Consider the following 20,844-nt stretch of genomic DNA (forward strand, 5'->3'; position numbering starts at 1 on the left):
GGTGAGCGCGAGCGCTGCGGCTTTGGCGCGGGGGCCGCGCCGGTGACGCGGGCGGGGTACGGCGGGGCCGATCACGATCGGCACCTTAGCCCGCCGTCCAGGATTACAAAACCCGACAACTGGCTATCTATCCTGTTATAGGGCATCAATACTCTGCTCAGGTGCGTCTTCCGACAGATGCTCACCAGGCCGCGCCACCCGCCAGGAGCGCCGGGCCATGTCCGGGTAGATCGCTTTTACTTCCGGTATACGAGACAGGGTAACCGGCATGTGAGACGATGGTGGTGCGATGTAGCACGTTGTTACACGTCACGCCGGTAATGCCGATCCGACCACCGGTAAGTTGAGGAGTGATTACGACTCCGCATCCAAGTGCCCTCAGTTCCGGCGGATCTATGGCTTGTGGGGTGTGCGGTTTTATACGTTTCCGTCATTCGATCGGGACGGGTCGGCGGCGCTGACATATCCCGGCCTGGATGAAGGAGATGCTTCATGATCCGCATTGCCCCCGTCGGGCGCGTGCTGGCCGTCGCTGCGGCCGCGAGTCTCGCGCTGACGGCCTGCGGCGGTGGCGGCAACAACGCTGCCGCGCCGACCGACTCTGCGTCCTCGGCGCCATCAACGTCCGCGGCGCAGTCCAAGGGTGACGGCACGCTCACCATCGGGACCCTGCTACCGCAGACCGGTGACCTGGCGTACCTCGGACCCCCGGAGTTCGCCGGCGTGGACCTGGCCATCGAGGAGATCAACGCCGCGGGCGGCGTCCTCGGCAAGTCGGTGGCCAAGGTCCACACGGACTCCGGTGACGCGAAGACCGACATCGCCTCGCAGTCCGTCGACAAGATGATCCAGCAGAAGGCCGACGCCATCATCGGCGCGGCGTCGTCCGGTGTGTCGTTCACGGTGATCGACAAGATCGTGAACGCGGGCGTGATCCACTTCTCGCCCGCCAACACCTCGCCCGAGTTCACGACCTACAACGACAAGGGCCTGTACTTCCGTACGGCGCCCTCCGACGTCCTGCAGGGCCGCGTCCTCGGCGACCTGATCATCGCGGACGGCAGCGACGCCGTCGCGATCCTCAACCGCCAGGACTCCTACGGCACCGGCCTGGCCGACCAGGTGGAGAAGGCCGTCACGGGCGGCGGTGGCGAGGTCACCGACAAGATCGCCTACGACCCGGCCGCGGCCGACTTCTCCGCCGACGTCGCCAAGATCAAGGCCAAGAACCCCAAGGCGCTGGCGCTGATCTCGTTCGAGGAGAGCAAGAAGATCATCCCTGAACTGATCAAGCAGGGCATCGGTCCCGACAAGGTCAAGCTCTACTTCGTCGACGGCAACCTCCAGAACTACTCCGAGGACTTCCCGAAGGGCACCCTGAAGGGTGTCAAGGGCACCCAGCCCGGCGCGGAGGTCAAGGACGACCTGAAGAACAAGCTGCTGAAGATCAACCCGGACCTGAAGGACTTCAACTACGGTCCCGAGTCCTACGACGCCGCGATCCTGATCGCGCTGGCCGCCGAGGCCGCCAAGAGCGACGAGGGCGCCGCGATCGCGGCCAAGCTGCCCGAGGTCAGCAAGGGCGGCGAGAAGTGCGACAACTTCAAGGCGTGCGTCGACCTGATCAAGGCGGGCAAAGACGTCGACTTCAACGGCGTCAGCGGCCCGATCGAGTTCAGCGACGCCGGTGACCCGACCGAGGCCACCATCGGCGTCTACCAGTACGACGACAGCAACACGCACAAGAACGTCGACTTCCGTACGGGCAAGGTCGAGGGCTGATCCCGCCCGGCGTTCCACACCTGGGGAGACGGCGGCCATGAGCCCGCGCAGGGCAGGCTGATCTCCCCATCACGAATCGCTGTACCGAAGGGCCCCGGCCACTCCCGGCCGGGGCCCTTCGGCATGGACCGCCTCGGACGCCTCAGGGGCCCGCTCGCGGCCGTCGCCGCCGGTACGGAAACGGCGATACCGGCCGCGCACCGGTGGCCGCTCCACGACGCGCTCAGCGCCGCGCAGGCGCATGCCTCGGCGCGGCGCGCATGCGAACGGCCCCGACCCCCTCGCGAGGGGGGCCGGGGCCGTTCGCCGGTGCGGGATCAGGCCTTGGCGAGCGTGCCGAGGTAGAGCTCGATCACCTTCGGGTCGTTGATCAGTTGCCTGCCGGTGGCGGTGTAGGCGTTGCGGCCCTGGTCGAGGACGTAGCCGCGGTCGCAGATCTGCAGGCAGCGGCGGGCGTTCTGCTCCACCATGATCACCGTGACGCCCGCCCGGTTGATCTGCTGGGCCCGGATGAACACCTGGTCCTGCAGCTTGGGCGACAAGCCCGCGGAGGGCTCGTCGAGCAGCAGCACGGAGGGTTCGGTCATCAGGGCCCGGGCCATGGCGACCATCTGCCGCTCGCCGCCGGACAGTGATCCGGCGCGCTGCTTGCGGCGCTCCTTCAGCGCGGGGAACAGCTCGGCGACGAACTCGAAGCGCTCCTTGAACTTCCTGGGCGCCTGGAACGCGCCCATCTGGAGGTTCTCCTCGATGCTGAGGCTGGGGAAGACGTTGTTGGTCTGCGGGACGTATCCCACCCCACGCGCCACGAGCGCGTGCGCCTTGAGCCGGGTGATGTTCTCACCCTTCAGGGTCACCGTGCCCCGGCGCACGTCCACCAGCCCGAACATCGACTTGAGCAGGGTGGACTTGCCCGCGCCGTTGGGGCCGATGATGCCGATCAGTTCGCCGTCGCCGACGTAGAGGTCGCACCCGTTGAGGATGTTCACGCCGGGCACGTATCCGGCGTACAGCTCGTCGCAGCGCAGCACCGCGTCCTTCGCCGCCGCGACGTGCGCGGAACGGTCGGTGACGGCGGCCGCGGACGTGTCGCGGGCCTCCTGGGCCCGGGTGAGCGGCTGGCCGTTGGGCTCGGTCACCGGCCTGCTCCTTCCTGAGCGGTCGCGTCGGTCTCCGGGGAGTCCGGGCCGGGCTCCTGGGCGGCCTTGGCCTCCAGTTCGGCCTCGGCCTCGGCGAGCTGCCGCTCCTCCTCCTCTGCCGACAGGGGCGTGTCGTGGTGCGCGCCCAGGTAGGCGTCCACCACGCGGGTGTCCGACATGATCGTGCCGGGCGGGCCCTCGGCGATCACCTGGCCCTGGGCCATGACGACCACCCAGTCGCTGATGTCACGGACCATGTCCATGTCGTGCTCGACGAACAGCACGGTCATGCCCTGCTCGCGCAGGTCCTTGACGTGGCCGAGCAGGGACTGGGTGAGCGCCGGGTTGACCCCGGCCATGGGCTCGTCGAGCATCACCAGCTCGGGGCCAACCATCAGCGCCCGGGCCATCTCCAGCAGTTTGCGCTGGCCGCCGGACAGGCTGCCGGCGAAGTCGCCGCGCTTGGCGTCCAGCTTGAACCGCGTGAGCAGTTCCTCGGCCCGCTGGGTGATCTCGTCCTCCTGGTCGCGCCACAGGCTCGGAATGAGCGCCCGCAGGAAGCTCTCGCCGATCTGCTTCTGGGCGCCCAGGCGCATGTTCTCCAGGACCGTCAGCTTGGACAGGGCCTTGGTGAGCTGGAAGGTACGGACCATCCCGATCCGGGCGATCTTGTGCGCGGCCAGGCCGTTGATCCTGCGGCCGTTGAAGGTCCACTGCCCGGCGTCGGCGCTGTCGAAGCCGGTGAGCTGGTTGAAGAAGGTGGTCTTGCCCGCGCCGTTCGGGCCGATGAGCGCGGTGATGGAACCACGCTGGATCTCGACGTGCTCGACGTCCACGGCCGTGAGGCCGCCGAAGCGGCGCACCACGTTGTCGACGACCAGGATGGGGTCGGGTTTGGCCACGCCCGGCTCGGTGGCGAGCCCGGCGAAGGCGGCGGTGGCGTGCGCCCCGCGGTTGCCGTCCGTGGGGGCCTGCGGGGTGTGCCCCGCGGCCTTCGGCGAGCGGTCTGCGGCGGCTTCGTCAGCGTGCATCGAGTGCGATCTCCCTCTTGTCGCCGAAGATGCCCTGCGGCCGGAAGATGAGCAGGAGCATGAGCCCCAGGCCGACCAGCATGAACCTGATCGCGCCGACCTGGTTGGTGGTGATGAAGGTGATGACGCCCGCGCGGACGGCCTCCTCCAGACCGGTCGTGATCAGGACGAGCAGGGCCCAGAAGATGGCCGCGCCCACCACGGGCCCGAGGATGCGGGCGGCGCCGCCGAGGATGAGGACCGTGTACGCGTAGAAGGTCAGTTCGGTGCTGAACAGGTCCGGTTGCACGGCGGCCCGGCTGAGCGCGAAGATGAAGCCCGCCAGCGAGCCGATCACGCCGCCGATCATCAGCGACTGCATCTTGTAGGAGAACACGTTCTTGCCGAGGCTGCGCACGGCGTCCTCGTCCTCGCGGATGGCCTTCAGCACACGGCCCCACGGGCTCTTCATGAGCAGGTAGATCAGGAAGCAGGAGATCGCGACCAGGACCCAGCCGACGGTGAGCACCCACATCGTGCGGTGGTCGAAGCCGATGATCGAGCCCAGTTCGTACTGCCCGGCGGGGTAGGGGTTGAGCGAGTAGAAGGAGTCGGAGAACCCCTGCAGGCCGTCGGTGCCGCCGAAGGTGTCCCGCAGGGCCACCGCGCGCACCACCAGGCGGACGATCTCGGCCGCGGCGATGGTGACGATGGCCAGGTAGTCGGCCCGCAGCCGCAGGGTGGGTATGCCCAGCAGCAGGGCCAGCACGATCGCCAGGGCCAGGCCGATGGCCACGCCCAGGAAGAACGGCAGGCCGAAGGTCGACACGGTGACGGCGATCGCGTAGGCGCCGACCGCGAGGAAGGCGGCCTGGCCGAAGTTCAGCAGGCCGGTGTAGCCGAAGTGCACGTTGAGGCCGATCGCGGCGAGCGCGTAGATCACGGTCTCGGTGCCGATGCCGGCCTCCGCGGCGCGGCTGATGATGAGAGTCCAGTCCATGTCCGCGGTCCCCCTAACCGATCCGCTCGCGGCGGCCGAGGATGCCCTGCGGCCGGATGAGTAGCACGATGATGAGGACCACCAGCGCGCCCACCGTCTTCATCTCGGGTGGAATCCACAACGTGGAGACCTGGATGAACACTCCCACGATCAGGGACCCGACCAGGGCACCGAAGGCGGTGCCGAGGCCGCCGAGCGTGACGCCGGCGAACATCAGCAGCAGGACCTGCAGGCCCATCTGGTAGCCGAGGTTCTGGGTGGTGCCGAGCAGGATGCCCGCCAGCGCGGCGGTGGCGGTGCCCGCCGCCCACACGATCCGCACGACCCGATCGACGTTGATGCCCGAGGACGCGGCGAGCGCCGGGTTGTCGGCCACCGCGCGGGTCGCCTTGCCGATGCGCGTGTAGAGCAGCCCCAGGCCGATGAGGATCAGCACGGCGATCTCGATGGCCATCGCGACCAGGCTCTTGGGCGTGGCCGAAATCGGGCCGAGTTGTATGCCCTGCTGGGCGACGTACTGTTCGTAGGACCTGCCCTGGCCGCCGAAGAAGAACAGCAGCGTGTACCGCAGGAACATGGCCAGGCCGATCGACACGATCATCATCGAGATGATCCCGGTCTTGCGCCTGCGCAGCACGCCCCAGAACCATCGGTCCTGGGCGTATCCGAACACCGCCGCGACCGCCACGGCCAGCGGGGCGGCGATCAACAGGTGCAGCCCCATGGCGGTGTTGAACACGAACGCGGTGAACGCGCCGAGGGTGAGCAGTTCCCCGTGCGCGAAGTTGGTGAGCCCGGTCGTGCCGAAGATGAGCGACAGGCCGACCGCGCCGAGCGCGATGATCAGGCCGAGGCTCAGCCCCTCGAAGCCGAGTTGCGCCACGCGCGTCCAGTACTGGGCCGACTCGCTCGGCGGCGTGGCCGTCTCGGCGTCGCCCGGGCCGCCGCCTCCGCCCGCCGCGATGGCGAACAGTACGGTGCGCTGGTTGCCCTCATAGACCTGTACCGTGAGGGTCGCTCTGTCCTTGAACTTCAGCGCCACTCCCTGCGGGAGCGTCTTCTGGTCCAGGGTGACCTTGTAGGTGCCTGCCTTGGGAACGGGGATCGCCCATTCGCCCTTGGCATCGGTGGTGTCGTCGCCGACGGCGTCCCCGCCCTCGTCAACGACACTGATCTTCACACCGTTCACTGGCTGACTCTGGTGTTTGAGTGTCCCCTTCAGGCCCTCGCCCTCTGCCCACGCCGCAGCGGTGGAGGACGTGAGCAGGAAGAAGAGTCCGCCAAGGAACGCCGTGAACGCGATCACGGCTCTGCGCAATGGTGCTCCCTAATGAGGTCGTGGTGGAGGTTGTGCCCCCATCCCGGCACGCCACATCGCAAGAATGAGGTGCAATGCTGTGGGCGGAGCTTAGCTCTGGGCCGCCCGGTAAGAGGCCGTTCGTCACCAATCGGTGACCAGGGTGTTTCTTCGGCGTGAGGAAAAATCGACCAGGTCAGAGCATATTTACTGAACATGTGAAGTCCGACAGTGCCGTCTTATGGTTTGGCTAATTACGCCAATTCGGCCAGGACCCCAAGGGGGACACCTCTGGCCACCATCGTCACTACCCCCTCGAACGTTACGAACGTCGTGGATCACCACAAAAGCCTCTGACGTCACCCTTTGCGCGAGGCCCGCCGGCTCGCTACCGTGGAGCCAGCGGAGCCCGGGGTGGCCGAGTAGACAACGTGCGGGGCGGGGAAGCCCACTCACGGCACCAAAGGCGCCCCGGGCTCATCACCGCCCTGCCGCGGGTCGGCCGTTCCGACCTGGGAGCGGGCCGGTGTCAAAGAGATCCCCACGGTGTGCCGAGCTCAGGTTTTCTGTCGTAGCAGACGACTAGGCTGCGTGGTGTGCCGAAGACAGAAGTGACCCCCGCGTCCCCACGCCTTATGCTGCTCGACGGGCATTCGCTGGCCTATCGGGCGTTCTACGCGCTCAAGGAGGCCAACCTCGTCACGACCGACGGCCAGCACACCGAGGCGGTCTACGGGTTCACCTCCATGCTGGTCAACGCGCTGCGCGATGAGCGGCCGACCCACATCGCGGTCTGCTTCGACCGCTCGGAGCCGACCTTCCGGCATGTCGAGTACGCCGAGTACAAGGCCAACCGCACCGAGACGCCGGAAGACTTCCGCGGCCAGGTCAGCCTGATCTTCGAGATGCTCGACACGCTGGGCGTGCCGCGCATGTCCCAGCCCGGCTTCGAGGCCGACGACCTGATCGCGACGCTCGCCACCCAGGCCGCGGGCCAGGAGATGGACGTGCTGATCGTCACCGGCGACCGCGACGCGCTCCAGCTCGTCAACGAGCGGATCACCGTTTTGATGACCCGCCGCGGCATCAGCGACATGACCCGGTTCACGCCCGACGCCGTCTACGAGAAGTACGAGCTGACCCCGGTCCAGTACCCCGACTTCGCCGCGATCCGCGGCGACACCAGCGACAACCTGAAGAACATCCCGGGGGTCGGCGAGAAGACCGCCGCCAAGTGGATCCGCGAGTACGGCTCGCTGGAGGAGCTGGTCGACCGCGTCGACGAGGTCAAGGGCAAGGTCGGCGAGAAGCTGCGCGACCACCTCGACCAGGTGCTGCTCAACCGGCGGCTCACCGAGCTGCGCCGCGACGTGCCGGTCGAGGCCGACATCGCCGCCCTCACCATGGGCGCCTTCGACCGCGACGGCATCCACAAGCTCCTTGACTCCCTGCAGATCCGCGGCGAGCTGCGCGAGCGGCTGTTCAACACGCTCGGCCCCGACTCGGCCACCGCCGAGGCGGAGGCGGGCTTCGAGGTCGAGCTGACCATGCCCGGCCCCGACGAGCTGGCCGGCTGGCTCGCCGACATGCCGCAGGGCCGGGCCGGGCTGGAGTTCCGCGGCGCCTACGGCAGCGGCACCGGCCGCATCGACGCGCTGGCCATCGCCTCGCCCGACGGCGTCGCGGCCTACGTCGACCCGGCGGCGCTCACCGAGGGCGACGAGCGGGCGCTGCGCGAATGGCTGGCCGACGAAACCAGGCCCAAGGCCGTCCACGACGCCAAGGGCCCGATGCTCGCGCTGTGGGCGCAGGGCCTGGACCTGCGCGGGCTGTCGTGCGACACCGCGTTGGCGGCCTACCTGGCGACCCCCGGCCAGCGTGACTTCAAGCTCGACGACCTGGCCGTGCGCTACCTGTCGCGGGAGCTGCGGGCCGAGTCCGGCCCCGACGGGCAGGGCACGCTGTTCGACGCCGCGGGCGAGGACAACGACGACGCCGAGGCCCGTGACCTCGCGCTGCGCGCCCAGGCGGTGCGCGAGCTGGCCGACGGTCTGGAGGAGTTCCTCTCCTCGCGCGGCGGCACCCACCTGATGGGCGATGTGGAGCTGCCGCTGGTCAGGGTCCTCGCCGAGATGGAGCGCGCGGGCATCGCCGCCGGCCGGGAGCACTTCGCCGCCCAGGAGGCCCAGTTCGGGGCCGCGGTCAAGCAGGCGGTGGAGGAGGCGCACGGGGTGGTCGGCGAGCAGTTCAACCTGGGCTCGCCCAAGCAGCTCCAGGAGATCCTGTTCGGCAAGCTGGGGCTGCCCAAGACCAAGCGCACCAAGACCGGCTACAGCACCGACGCCGACCAGCTCGCCTGGCTGGCCACGCAGACCGAGCACGAGCTGCCGATGATCATGCTGCGGCACCGCGACCAGACCAAGCTCAGGGTCACGGTCGAGGGCCTGATCAAGGAGATCGGCGACGACGGCCGCATCCACACCACCTTCAACCAGATCATCGCGGCCACCGGCCGGCTCAGCTCGGAAAAGCCCAACCTCCAGAACATCCCGATCCGCACGAGCGAGGGCCGCCGCATCCGGCAGGGCTTCACCGTCGGCGAGGGCTTCGAGACCCTGCTGACCGCCGACTACAGCCAGATCGAGCTGCGGATCATGGCCCATCTGTCCGGTGACGAGTCGCTGATCGCCGCCTTCGAGTCCGGCCACGACTTTCACCAGGCCACCGCCGCGCGGGTGTTCGGGCTGCCGCCCGAGCAGGTCGGCGGCGAGCTGCGGGCCCGGATCAAGGCGATGAACTACGGCCTGGCCTACGGCCTGTCCGACTTCGGGCTGTCCGGGCAGCTCAACATCCCGGTCGCCGAGGCCAGGGCGCTGAAGGACGAATACTTCCAGGAGTTCGGCGGGGTGCGCGACTTCCTGCACGCGATCGTGGCCCAGGCCCGCAACGACGGCTACACCGAGACCATCATGGGCCGCCGCCGCTACCTGCCCGACCTGACCAGCGACAACCGGCAGCGGCGCGAGATGGCCGAGCGGATGGCGCTCAACGCCCCGATCCAGGGGTCGGCCGCCGACATCATCAAGGTCGCGATGCTCAACGTGCGCCGGGCCCTGGGGGAGGAGGGGCTGCGTTCGCGGATGCTGCTGCAGGTCCACGACGAGCTGGTCTTCGAGGTGGCCCCCGGCGAGACCGAGGCGGTGCGGCGGCTCGCCGTCGAGCAGATGAGCTCGGCCTACCTGCTGCGCGTCCCGCTGGACGTCTCGATCGGCGTCGGCCGCACATGGGAGGACGCCGGGCACTGAGTGGTTTGTCTGGTTTCGCGCGCATCTCGGGGATAGGTCCTAGTGTGGTGATCTGTCCGTCCCCGATCGGCCCTGGAGATGTGTGCGCAGTCCGGCCTTCGTCACGCGTGCGGTCGCCATCGCCAACGTCATCGTCGTCGCGGCGGCGCTGCTCGCCCTTCAGTCCATGTCCGGTCAAGATCCGCCGGTGAACCGTCCCGCCGCCAAGCCGCGGCCGAAGACCGGACCGGCCACGCCGCCGGCCGTGCCCCCCACGGCCCTGCCGCCGCCGGTCCAGGCGCTCCCGTCGGTGGGCCCGCCCGCGCCGATCACCGCCACGCCGGAGTCGGCGCGCCGGGTCAAGGCCAACGAACTGGGCCTGGTGCCGGTGCTCATGTACCACCGGATCGTCGGCAAGCGGCACGCGTCCATCGACCGCACGCCGGCCGCCGTCCGCGCCGAGCTGGTGCGGCTGGCCAAGGAGGGCTACGTCCCGGTCACCGCCCGCGAGTTCGTGCGCGGCGAGATCAACATCCCGGCGGGCTCGCATCCGGTGGTGCTGACCTTCGACGACGGCCACGAGAGCCATTTCGCCCTGGACGAGCGGGGGATGCCGGCCAAGGACACCGCGGTCGCGATCATCTACGACGTCGCCAAGAAGTACCCGGACTTCCGGCCCGTGGCGACGTTCTGGATCAACAGCCGGCCGTTCGGGCTGGAGAACGTGAAGCAGCAGGAGCAGGCCGTGCGCTGGCTGATCGAGCGCGGCTTCGAGGTGGGCAACCACACCTGGGGGCACCCCGACCTCAGGGCCATCCCGCCGAAGCGGGCGCGAGAGCAGATCGCCAGGGGCGAGCGGCTGCTCCAGCGGCTCGGGGTGACCGACTCGGAGACCTTCGCCCTGCCGTTCGGCTCGCGCCCGCGCGGCAAGACCTCCAAGACCGGCAAGTGGGGCGGCACCGGGTACGACTACAAGGGCGTCTTCCTGGCCGGGGCGGAGCCCTCGCTGTCCCCGCACCACAAGAAGCTCGACCGGGGCAGCATCCAGCGGATCCAGAGCAACGGCAAAAAAGGGGAGTGCCGCCGCTGGTGCTCCAAGTACTGGCTCGACTGGCTGGCGAAACACCCTGACCAGCGGTACACCGCCGACGGCGATCCCGCCCGGATATCCATCCCGCGGCAACTTCAGGGTAATATCGCGGTCAAGGGGAGCCGGCAGGTCAACGCCTATTAGCCCGCGTGACGCGGGGGCATCGGGCCCCCGATGGGTCCGCTTCCCGGGATTGACCAGGCTGCTCACGTCTCATATGCTGATCGCTGCGCTGTGGGCTCGCGCGTGCCTCAGACGGAGCGGGCTCGCGCTCGACGATGTCGATCAACGATTCCTCGGGTTGAAGTGAGGGCCTGCCGCGCGGTAGCCACACATCGACATCTGTCCGCGTTCGGAGCAATTCCACACATGACGAGCAGCACTGAGGCCACCTCGAGCACCCCGCAGGTAGCGGTCAACGACATCGGTTCCGAAGAGGCCTTCCTCGCCGCGATCGACGAGACCATCAAGTACTTCAATGACGGTGACATCGTCGAGGGCACCGTTGTCAAGGTCGATCGAGACGAGGTCTTGCTCGACATCGGTTACAAGACCGAGGGAGTCATCCCCTCCCGTGAGCTCTCGATCAAGCACGATGTCGATCCGGCCGAGGTCGTCGAGGTAGGCGAGCACGTTGAAGCCCTTGTCCTTCAGAAGGAGGACAAGGAAGGCCGCCTGATCCTGTCCAAGAAGCGCGCCCAGTACGAGCGCGCCTGGGGCACGATCGAGAAGATCAAGGACGAGGACGGCATCGTCACGGGCACCGTTATCGAGGTCGTCAAGGGCGGCCTCATCCTCGACATCGGGCTGCGCGGCTTCCTGCCGGCGTCCCTGGTCGAGATGCGCCGGGTCCGCGACCTGCAGCCCTACGTCGGCCGGGAGCTCGAAGCCAAGATCATCGAGCTGGACAAGAACCGCAACAACGTGGTCCTCTCCCGCCGCGCCTGGCTGGAGCAGACCCAGTCCGAGGTTCGCCAGACGTTCCTCAACACCCTCCAGAAGGGCCAGGTCCGCAAGGGGGTCGTGTCCTCGATCGTCAACTTCGGCGCGTTCGTCGACCTCGGCGGCGTGGACGGTCTGGTGCACGTCTCGGAGCTGTCCTGGAAGCACATCGACCACCCGTCCGAGGTCGTCGAGGTGGGCCAGGAGGTCACCGTCGAGGTTCTCGACGTGGACATGGAGCGCGAGCGGGTCTCCCTCTCGCTCAAGGCCACCCAGGAAGACCCCTGGCAGCAGTTCGCCCGCACCCACCAGATCGGCCAGGTCGTCCCCGGCCGGGTCACCAAGCTGGTGCCGTTCGGCGCGTTCGTCCGGGTCGAGGAGGGCATCGAGGGCCTGGTCCACATCTCCGAGCTGGCCGAGCGCCACGTGGAGATCCCGGAGCAGGTCGTCCAGGTCGGCGACGAGATCTTCGTGAAGATCATCGACATCGACCTCGACCGGCGCCGCATCTCGCTGTCCCTCAAGCAGGCCAACGAGGGCGCGATCGGCGCCGACGTGGAGTTCGACCCCACGCTGTACGGCATGGCGGCGACCTACGACGACCAGGGCAACTACATCTACCCTGAGGGCTTCGACCCTGAGACCGGCGAGTGGCTGGACGGCTTCGAGAAGCAGCGTGAGGAGTGGGAGCGGCAGTACGCCGAGGCCCAGGCGCGTTTCGAGGCCCACAAGCGGCAGGTCGAGGAGGCCCGCAAGGCCGAGGCCGAGGCCGGCGGAGAGGGCGCCCAGTCCTCCTACACCGGCGAGCCCCAGGCTGGTTCGACCAGCAGCGCCCCCGCCCAGAGCGGCGGCACCGGCGGCGCACTCGCCTCTGACGAGGCCCTCGCGGCGCTGCGCGAGAAGCTGGCCGGCGGCCAGACCTGACACACCGGTTCGCCCCGGCCTGTCCGGCCGGGGCCACCGGACCCACCGGACCCCGCCCTCGTGGCGGGGTTTCGTGTTCTCCGGCCTCTCGCTGGGTCAGTAGGGTGGTCGCCGTGACACGGATCGAGAGGGCCGGGCCGGACGACGCCGGGGAGATCCTGACCGTCCAGCGCGCCGCCTACGTGACCGAGGCCCAGCTCTACGGCGACCCGTTCATCCCGCCGCTGGTGGAGTCGGTGGAGCGGATCCGCCAGGCCGCGGGCACCGGGCTCATGCTGAAGGCGTCGGCGGGTTCCAGGATCATCGGCTCCGTGCGCGGCCTGCTCTCCGGGACCACCTGCCTGGTCGGCCGGCTGGTGGTCGTCCCGGACATGCAGGGCCGGGGCATCGGCGGCAGGCTGCTCGGTGCGTTGCACGAAAAGGCCGCCGAGGCGGCGGAGATCGCCGCGTTCGACCTGTTCACCGGCCATCTGTCGGAGACGAGCCTGCGGCTTTACCGGCGGTACGGCTATCGGGAGACCGGCAGGGAACGGGTCCATGAGCATCTGACGCTCGTCCACATGCGCCGCCCGGCGCGACCGGCCGGAGAGGAGCGGTCCTGATGTTGACGGTCGGGCTCACCGGCGGGATCGGGTCGGGCAAGTCCGAGGTCGCGCGGATGCTGGCCCGCAGGGGGGCGGTCGTGATCGACGCCGACCAGGTGGCCAGGGAGGTCGTCGAACCCGGCACCGAGGGCCTGGCCCGCGTCGTGGCGGCGTTCGGCGAGGAGGTGCTGACGAAGGACGGGGCGCTGGACCGGGCCAGACTCGGGTCGATCGTGTTCGCCGACTCCGCCAAGCTCGCCACGCTCAACGGCATCGTCCACCCGCTGGTCGGCGCGCGGGTCGCCGAGCTGCGGGCCGTCGCCCCCGACGACGCGATCGTGGTCTACGACGTGCCGCTGCTCGTGGAGAACGGCCTCGCCCCGCAGTACGACTCGGTGATCGTCGTCGACGCCTCCGACGAGATCAGGCTGGAGCGGCTGGTCCGGATCCGCGGCATGAGCGAGGCCGACGCCAAGGCCCGTATCGCCGCCCAGGCGTCCCGGGAGGCCCGGTTGGCGGTAGCAGACCACATCGTGCCCAACGAGGGCTCTGTGGCCGATCTGGAGGCGCGTGTGGGGGATGTCTGGGCGGCGCTGGGCCGCCAGGCCGGGCGTTGAGAAAGCCCCGGCGCGCGATCGTACGCCGGGGCCCTCTCGCGTCAGGTCAGAACCAGCCGCGGCGGCGGGCCATGGCCTGCAGCGCGTTCTGCATGGTCTGCTCCACCCCCGCCGGATTGTCGCCGTAGCCGACGGTGAACCTGCTGTAGGTGTCACCGCCCGCGGACAGGAACCCGCCGCGGTTGTCGGCCTCCAAGATCACGTCCATCGCCTGCGGCCCCGCGATGAACGTCAGCTCCAGCTCGTTGAAGTGGCGCCGCCACTCGTGCCCCGCGTAGTACTCGATCTCCTGGAAGAACGGCATGCCGGAGCCGCGCAGCGTGCCGCGCTCCAGGTCGGCCTTCTTGAACCCGAACCCCATCCGGTTCAGGGCGTTGATCAGGTACTCCTGCGCCGGCAGCGGGTTGACGAACAGCGGGTCGAGGTCGCCCTTGTCCAGCGCTCCCGCCAGGGACAGTTCGGTGGCGACGCCGAGCCGCATGCCGCGCAGCGGATGCCCGCCGATGGCGCTGATCGGCGTCTCCCACGGCACCTGGATCTCGAACGGCACCGACCTGGAGTCGCCCGCCGGCAGCTCCGACGGCCCGGCCACCGCCTGGTGCAGGAAGCTGTAGGTCGCGTTGTACTCGTTGTCGCCGCTCTCGACCTCGACCTTGGCGGTGAAGTCGATGAAGATTCCGTCGATCCGCTGGTCGGCGGAGCCGCCGCGGAAGTTGACCTCGCCGCGGAGGATGTCGCCGGGACGGACGTTCGAGTTGTGCAGGACCGTGTCTACCTCGACACCCGCGCCGAACGCGGCCATCAGTTTGCGGAACACCATCGGGACGTCTCCAGGTATGAAGTGACTCAGCAGGGGGTTGTCAGGTTCGGGGCGGACCCGCCGGTCCAGGTCAGGCGGACCTGGGGGGCGGGGGTTGTACAACGGGCGGCGGCACTTGGCCGTTCCCTCCCGTGATCTTGGGGAGCATCTGCGCCAGCAGCAGCGTGGACAGCGCGGACGACTCGCCCGAGGCGGTCCCGGTCCTGACCACGAGCGGCTGCGGCGCGCTCTCGGCCAGCTTGGCGCCCACCTCCAGGCGGCGCCTGGCCAGCTCGTACTGAAGCACCGCGCGGTTGTCGCGGTAGGAGTCCGCCAGCCGGCGCTGCGCCTTGGCCTCGTTCTCGGCGAAGGTCAGCTCGGCCCGGCCGCGCGCCTCGATCTCCCAGCGCACCCGCTGCGCCTCGGTCTCGTGCTCCTCCAGCATCCGCGCGACGTCCTTGCGCGCGGTGTTGTGGGCGGCCTTGACCTCGACGATCCGCGCGTCGCGGGTCTTCTTGGCCCGCTCGATCTCCATCAGCAGCGTGTCGATGCGGCGCTTCCTGGTCAGCTCCCACTCCCGCTCGTAGGCCGACAGCTCCTTGGCGACCTTCTCGCGGGTGGACAGGTGCTGCTGGTACTGGTCGGGAAGCTGCACGTCGGGGATGTTGCAGCCCATCACCCGCACGCCGTACCGGCCGAGCTGGCGGTTCAGCGCCTCCTGCATGTCGTTGACGTCGGAACCGCGCAGGTCGTAGGCGCGCTCGGTGTTGACCCTGCGGCTGCGCTGGCGGATGGCGTCCTGGACGGCGCTGGAGAGCACGAGGTCGAAGTTGCCCGCGCCGATCGTGCGGACGAAGGCGACCGGGTCCACGATCCGGAACTTCAGGAAGAACTCGATGGCCTTGAGCGGGACGTTCTCGGCCGTCGGGCAGGCGGCGATGGGCGCGGTGTAGGGGATTTCGGTGGAGGTGTCCACGACCGCCTCGACCCGGTCCCAGGGCAGCCACAGGTAGTGGCGGCCGGGGTCGAGCGTGCCGGTGATCGCGCCCCACCTGCTGCGCACGCCGGTGGTGCCCTGCTCGATCTCGATGATCGCCCGCCGCCACATCCAGACGAGCCCGGTGACCAGGAAGAACGCGGCGCCGATCCAGGCGAGCAGGCTGACGATGGCGTACTCGGCCAGCACCGCCGTACCGGCCAGGTAGACGGCCAGGAACATCAGCGTCATCCACGAGAACCCGCGCCGGTCCTTGGGGATCACCACGGGGACGAGCTGGCCCTGCTCGCCGCCGCGCAGCAACTGGCGGATCTCCGACCAGGAGGCCAGGGATTCCTTGATCTTGGAGAAGTCGCGGTTCATCGGGTCTCCCCAGGGGTGAAGGGCGGCTCCTCGTGAGGCGCGGGCTGCGTGCTGAGCGCGTGCCGTCCGGTGGGCTCGGGCCGCGGGGCGGCCCCGGGCACGAGGGCCGGTACGGGCTCCGGCGCAGGCCCGGCCGGCACGGTGGGCGTCCCCGCCGCGAGCAGCGCGGCGATCTCGGACTCCCGCTCCGAGATCCGTCGCCCGATCTCGCCCAGCCGGGCGCGGATCGCGGCCATGTCCTCGCCGGAGAACAGCGTCGCGTCCTTGCCGCCGACCAGTTGCCTGGCCAGGGCCAGGAAGTCGATGTCGGCGCCGTCGCCCACCTGGATCACCTGGGGCAGCCGGGTGGCCACGCCCTCCAGCTTGTCCAGCAGGTCGGTCTGGAACCGGTAGTCCAGGATCTCGGGGGCCTCGGCCGCCGAGAGCGCACGGATGTCCAGGGCCTGGGCCTCCAGCAGCGCGGCGTTGGCGTTCGCGGTGCTCTCGGCCTCCACCAGCCGCTGCCGCGCCTGGGCCTTGGCCTGGTGCGAGGCACGTTCCAGCGCGGTGTCCATCTGTGCCTGGTATCCGGCGATCTCCGCGTGGATGGCCGACAGCGTCTCCTGCAGTCCGGCCAGCTCCTTGGTCAGGTCGCCCTCGTTCTGCTCCTTGCGGAGCTGGAGCTCGTACTCGTAGGTGTAGGCCTCCTTGGCCACCCGGACCATCTCGGGGGCGGCCAGGTCCATCCGGTACTCCTGGCTGGACGGCTCGGCGTGGGTGATGTTGACGTCGGTCAGCCGTACGGCGGGCAGGAACTGCTGGTTCAGGTTGTCCAGCATGCCGACGGTGCTCTCTCCGACGAGGTCGTAGATGTCCTCCGCGCGCTGGGCGTAGATCAGGCTCCGGGTGACCTCGCTGATCGCGTTCTGGAGCTTGGCCTGGAAGCCGGTCACCGAGCCGAGCACGAAGATGAACTCGGCCGGGTCCTCGATCCGGAACTGCAGGAACAGGTCCACGCTGGCCTTGACGCCCTGCTGGGTGGGGGCCTCGCGGATGGGGGCGTTGAACGGGTACTCACGCGTGGTGTTGACGATGTAACTGACCCGCTTCCACGGGTTGAACAGCGTCACCCGGCCCGGTTCGGCGATCTGGACCAGCTTGCCGAACTTGGTGATGAGCGCGCGGCACCCCTCCGGCACCATGACCACGCTCCTGCGCCACCACAGGAGCGCGGCGGCCAGTACCAGCACCGCCCAGTAGTGCGGGCCGAACAGTACCGCCGCATCGATGGGCAGGCCGCTCACCACCAGCCCGACCAGGCCGAGCCCGGCCAGCACCACCAGTGGGATGATCACCTTGGCGGTTCCGGACCTCGGCATGATCACGGGCGAGATGACGTGGGCGGGCTCGCCGTTCGGGCCCTTGCCGGCGAAGCTGCGGTTGACGATCTCGCTCGCCTCGTTCAGCGACGCGGACCTCGCCTCGATCAGCGTGCCGAGCGAGCCGGCCTGGTCTCGGGCGGCGAGGAAGTCGTCCGGGTTCAGGCGGAAGCCCGCTCCCTTGTCACCGGGCAGTTGCCCGGCGAGTTCGTCGATGGCCTGCCCGACCGCGCCGCGCAGATCACCACCCTCGGCGACTCGCTGGGCGACGCCCCTCGCCTTGTCGATGACCGCCTGTCGTGGACGGGCCATCCATCACACCTCCGGGTTGTCACGCGCGGTGAGCGCAGAACTATGTGGAGTTCCGGATATATCACGGCATGTAGTGATAGACACACCGTTGCTGCCGGACAGTTAAGAGAACGACGCTTGCGATCTGCTTAACATCGGATTGATCGTTGTCACCGGCGGTGCGTCTGTGTGATGAGCGCAGGTCAGCCTGGACTGCGGCGGCGGGCTCGGCGCTCGCGGAGGCGGTCACCAGGCGGTCCGTTTCTGTCGGTGGGGCCGCCTACAGTGGAGTGCGTGAGGCCAGTTACAGATCTGCAGCGCAGTGTGGCGCCGTTCAAGGTCGTCACCGAAATGACACCGTCCGGTGACCAGCCCCAGGCGATCTCCGAGCTCACGGCCCGGATCACCGCCGGGGAGAAGGACAGCGTGCTCCTGGGCGCGACCGGCACCGGCAAGACCGCCTCCATCGCGTGGCTGATCGAGCGTGTGCAACGGCCCACCCTGGTGATGCAGCCCAACAAGACCCTGGCCGCGCAGTTCGCCAACGAGCTGCGCGAGATGATGCCGGGCAACGCCGTCGAATACTTCGTCTCCTATTACGACTACTACCAGCCCGAGGCATATGTCCCGCAGAGCGACACCTACATCGAGAAGGACTCCTCGATCAACGAGGAGGTCGAGCGGCTGCGCCACTCGGCGACCAACTCGCTGCTGACGCGCCGCGACACCGTCGTGGTCGCCTCCGTCTCCTGCATCTACGGCCTGGGCACCCCACAGGAATACGTCGATCGGATGCTCCGGCTCAAGGTCGGCCAGGAGATCGAGCGCGACCGGCTGCTACGCCGCCTGGTCGACATGCAGTACGCGCGAAACGACCTGGCCTTCACCCGGGGCACCTTCCGCGTGCGCGGCGACACGATCGAGATCATTCCCCAGTACGAAGAGCTGGCCGTCCGCATCGAGATGTTCGGCGACGAGATCGAGAAGCTGGCCACCCTGCACCCGCTCACCGGCGAGGTGATCACCGAGGACACCGAGCTGTACATCTTCCCGGCCTCGCACTACGTGGCCGGCCCCGAGCGGATGGAACGCGCGATCGCCGGCATCGAGGCGGAGCTCACGGCTCGCCTCGCGCAGTTGGAGCAGCAGGGCAAGCTGCTGGAGGCGCAGCGGCTGCGCATGCGCACAACCTACGACATCGAGATGATGCGCCAGATCGGCACCTGCGCCGGCATCGAGAACTACTCGCGCCACATCGACGGCCGCGAGGCCGGGTCGGCGCCGAACACCCTGCTCGACTACTTCCCCGACGACTTCATGCTGGTTTTGGACGAGTCCCACCAGACCGTTCCGCAGGTCGGCGCGATGTACGAAGGCGACGCCTCCCGCAAGCGCACCCTGGTCGACCACGGTTTCCGGCTCCCCTCGGCCCTGGACAACCGGCCGCTGAAGTGGGAGGAGTTCCTCGATCGCATCGGCCAGACGATCTACCTGTCGGCCACCCCCGGCTCCTACGAGCTCAACCGGGTCAAGGGCGACGTCGTGGAGCAGGTGATCCGCCCCACCGGGCTGATCGACCCCGAGGTCGTCGTCAAGCCCACCAAGGGGCAGATCGACGACCTGGTCCACGAGATCCGCGAGCGCGCCGACCGCGACGAGCGGGTCCTGGTCACCACCCTCACCAAGAAGATGTCCGAAGACCTCACCGACTACCTGCTGGAGCTGGGCATCCGGGTCCGCTACCTGCACAGCGAGGTCGACACGCTGCGCCGGGTGGAGCTGCTGCGCGAGCTGCGCCTCGGCGAGTTCGACGTGCTGGTGGGCATCAACCTGCTGCGGGAGGGCCTCGACCTGCCCGAGGTGTCGCTGGTCAGCATCCTCGACGCCGACAAGGAGGGCTTCCTGCGCTCGGAGACCTCGCTGATCCAGACCATCGGCCGCGCGGCGCGAAACGTCTCCGGCCAGGTCCACATGTACGCCGACACGGTCACCCCCTCGATGCAGCGCGCGATCGAGGAGACCAACCGCCGCCGCGAGAAGCAGGTCGCCTACAACACCGCCCACGGCATCGACCCGCAACCGCTGCGCAAGAAGATCGCCGACATTCTCGACCAGCTCAACCGTGAAGACGCCGACACCGACCAACTCCTCGGCGGCGGCCGCCGCCAAAGCCGCGGCAAGGCCCCCGTCCCCGGCCTCTCCCGCCAGGCCGGCCAGCACGCCAAGGCCATCGCCGGCGAAATGCCCCGAGCCCAGCTGGAGTCCTTGATCGAGTCCCTGACCGACCAAATGCACCAGGCCGCCGCCGACCTCCAATTCGAGGTCGCGGCCCGCCTCCGCGACGAAATCAAGGAACTCAAGCGCGAGGTCCGCGACATGCAAGAAGCCGGCGTCTCCTGATACTCCCCCTATCCACGAAGGACCCCACGGACCCGACCGGCGCACCCGGCCGAGGGCTGAACCCCCTTCGCCCCACGCCCGGCTCGCCCAGCCCCGAGGCGGGCCGTCCGGTCTGGGCCTGGGCTACTCCGGCCCTCAGCCGGTTCCCCCGACCTACGGCCCGGTTCCCCGATCCACGGCCGGGTCGCTCCCGCCCACCGGCGGGGCCTGCGGCCCCGTCACTCCGGCTCGCGATTGGGCCGCTTCGACCTGCGGTCGGTCGCCTTAACTGGGGGTAGGGCGTTTCGGTCTACCGTGGGGTTACTCCGGTCCGGGGTGCGCCTGTTCTCGCCCGCGGTCCGGCACCGGCCCGATGACCTCCTGAAGCGTGCGAACGTCCGGGCGGTAGCGCCTGACCTGCTCCATCAGCGCGGAGATCGCAACCCCGGCTCCGCCCCGCCCATTGGTCGGGTTACCCCGGCCTGCGGTCCGGTCACTCCGGCCTGCGGCCGGATTCCCTCGGTCACTGGCTGGCTGCTTCGGTTCGCGGTTCGGCTGTTCCTTCCTGTGGTCGAGCTATTGGGGTTCGCGGCCGGGTTGCCCTGGCCTGCGGTTGGGCCGCTTCGACCGGTGGTCGGGCTACTCCGGCTGCTGCCTGTGAACCTGCTCCGGCTTGAACGTGGTCAGCCTGCTGTGCAGGGCCGCGGCCTCGACCACGAGGATGTCGGGCTCAGGGCGTTGCCGCAGGCCGAGCGTCACCGTCATCTCGCGCGCGACAGCAAGCCCGGCGGGCGGCCGGATCGCGTTCTCCAGCAGGCTGACGACCCGCATGTGCAAGACCGTCTGCGGCGGCCGCGCCGTGAGCGCTCCGTCGATCAGCTCGACGTGCCGCGGGGTGCCGGGGGGCAGGTGGTCGAGCATGTCGGCGGTCCAGCCGCCTGGAGGCGGGGGGCGGAGCCACTTGGGAAGCACGGCGGTCGTCTCACGG

At 69.0% G+C, this 20,844-nt stretch carries 15 protein-coding genes; 7 read left to right on the forward strand and 8 right to left on the reverse strand.

Features of this window, described 5'->3' with window-relative positions; genetic code table 11:
• Positions 1–492 precede the first annotated feature (492 nt).
• Positions 493–1,782 carry an ABC transporter substrate-binding protein gene (locus C1I98_RS14685; RefSeq protein ID WP_111167734.1) on the forward strand — a complete coding sequence of 430 codons (1,290 nt, stop codon included), beginning with the start codon at positions 493–495 and terminating at the stop codon, positions 1,780–1,782.
• A gap of 317 nt (positions 1,783–2,099) precedes the next feature.
• Here the strand turns inward: C1I98_RS14685 and C1I98_RS14690 are convergent, their stop codons facing one another.
• Genes C1I98_RS14690 through C1I98_RS14705 form a run of 4 tightly spaced genes read right to left on the reverse strand, consistent with a single transcriptional unit; the run spans position 2,100 to position 6,120 of the window.
• Positions 2,100–2,921: an ABC transporter ATP-binding protein gene (locus C1I98_RS14690; RefSeq protein WP_111167735.1), complete on the reverse strand. Its 822-nt coding sequence runs from the start codon at positions 2,919–2,921 to the stop codon at positions 2,100–2,102.
• Complete coding sequence (locus C1I98_RS14695) at positions 2,918–3,952, reverse strand: ABC transporter ATP-binding protein (RefSeq protein WP_111167736.1); 1,035 nt, start codon at positions 3,950–3,952, stop codon at positions 2,918–2,920. The genes C1I98_RS14690 and C1I98_RS14695 overlap by 4 nt, the downstream gene beginning before the upstream one ends.
• On the reverse strand, positions 3,942–4,931 hold the full coding sequence (locus C1I98_RS14700) for a branched-chain amino acid ABC transporter permease (protein ID WP_111167737.1): 990 nt from the start codon (positions 4,929–4,931) through the stop codon (positions 3,942–3,944). The genes C1I98_RS14695 and C1I98_RS14700 overlap by 11 nt, the downstream gene beginning before the upstream one ends.
• A gap of 13 nt (positions 4,932–4,944) precedes the next feature.
• Positions 4,945–6,120 carry a branched-chain amino acid ABC transporter permease gene (locus C1I98_RS14705; RefSeq protein WP_111167738.1) on the reverse strand — a complete coding sequence of 392 codons (1,176 nt, stop codon included), beginning with the start codon at positions 6,118–6,120 and terminating at the stop codon, positions 4,945–4,947.
• A gap of 704 nt (positions 6,121–6,824) precedes the next feature.
• Between C1I98_RS14705 and polA the strand changes: the two genes are divergently transcribed.
• The 5 genes from polA (at position 6,825) to coaE (ending at position 13,669) form a co-directional block, all read left to right on the forward strand.
• Positions 6,825–9,533: a DNA polymerase I gene (gene polA, locus C1I98_RS14710; protein ID WP_438672081.1), complete on the forward strand. Its 2,709-nt coding sequence runs from the start codon at positions 6,825–6,827 to the stop codon at positions 9,531–9,533.
• 82 nt (positions 9,534–9,615) lie between these two features.
• Positions 9,616–10,746 (forward strand): polysaccharide deacetylase family protein, encoded by a 1,131-nt coding sequence (locus C1I98_RS14715; protein WP_233507870.1) that lies wholly within the window; start codon positions 9,616–9,618, stop codon positions 10,744–10,746.
• Between the two features lie 225 nt (positions 10,747–10,971).
• Positions 10,972–12,468 carry a 30S ribosomal protein S1 gene (gene rpsA, locus C1I98_RS14720; RefSeq protein ID WP_111167740.1) on the forward strand — a complete coding sequence of 499 codons (1,497 nt, stop codon included), beginning with the start codon at positions 10,972–10,974 and terminating at the stop codon, positions 12,466–12,468.
• A 113-nt stretch (positions 12,469–12,581) separates the two neighbouring features.
• The gene (locus C1I98_RS14725; RefSeq protein ID WP_111167747.1) at positions 12,582–13,070 is read left to right on the forward strand and encodes a GNAT family N-acetyltransferase; all 489 of its coding nucleotides are present in this window, start codon (positions 12,582–12,584) and stop codon (positions 13,068–13,070) included.
• Positions 13,070–13,669: a dephospho-CoA kinase gene (coaE, locus tag C1I98_RS14730; protein ID WP_111167741.1), complete on the forward strand. Its 600-nt coding sequence runs from the start codon at positions 13,070–13,072 to the stop codon at positions 13,667–13,669. Before C1I98_RS14725 ends, coaE begins: the two co-directional genes overlap by 1 nt.
• A 46-nt stretch (positions 13,670–13,715) precedes the next feature.
• On the opposite strand, the gene C1I98_RS14735 is transcribed toward coaE, so the two are convergent.
• The 3 genes from C1I98_RS14735 to C1I98_RS14745 form a co-directional block, all read right to left on the reverse strand.
• A complete protein-coding gene (locus C1I98_RS14735; RefSeq protein ID WP_111167742.1) occupies positions 13,716–14,489 on the reverse strand; it encodes a sporulation protein in 774 nt (257 codons plus the stop codon).
• A gap of 70 nt (positions 14,490–14,559) precedes the next feature.
• Positions 14,560–15,828 (reverse strand): SPFH domain-containing protein, encoded by a 1,269-nt coding sequence (locus C1I98_RS14740; protein ID WP_111167743.1) that lies wholly within the window; start codon positions 15,826–15,828, stop codon positions 14,560–14,562.
• Positions 15,825–17,498: an SPFH domain-containing protein gene (locus C1I98_RS14745; RefSeq protein WP_111167744.1), complete on the reverse strand. Its 1,674-nt coding sequence runs from the start codon at positions 17,496–17,498 to the stop codon at positions 15,825–15,827. The genes C1I98_RS14740 and C1I98_RS14745 overlap by 4 nt, the downstream gene beginning before the upstream one ends.
• 273 nt (positions 17,499–17,771) lie before the next feature.
• Between C1I98_RS14745 and uvrB the strand changes: the two genes are divergently transcribed.
• Positions 17,772–19,877, forward strand: coding sequence for an excinuclease ABC subunit UvrB (gene uvrB, locus C1I98_RS14750; RefSeq protein WP_111167748.1), 2,106 nt, complete (start codon positions 17,772–17,774; stop codon positions 19,875–19,877).
• Between the two features lie 618 nt (positions 19,878–20,495).
• On the opposite strand, the gene C1I98_RS14755 is transcribed toward uvrB, so the two are convergent.
• On the reverse strand, positions 20,496–20,844 hold a 349-nt coding region (locus C1I98_RS14755), incomplete at its 5' end, for a Uma2 family endonuclease (RefSeq protein ID WP_233507871.1).

Origin of the sequence: Spongiactinospora gelatinilytica (genome assembly GCF_003236385.1) — a bacterium.
GTDB lineage: Bacteria > Actinomycetota > Actinomycetes > Streptosporangiales > Streptosporangiaceae > Spongiactinospora > Spongiactinospora gelatinilytica.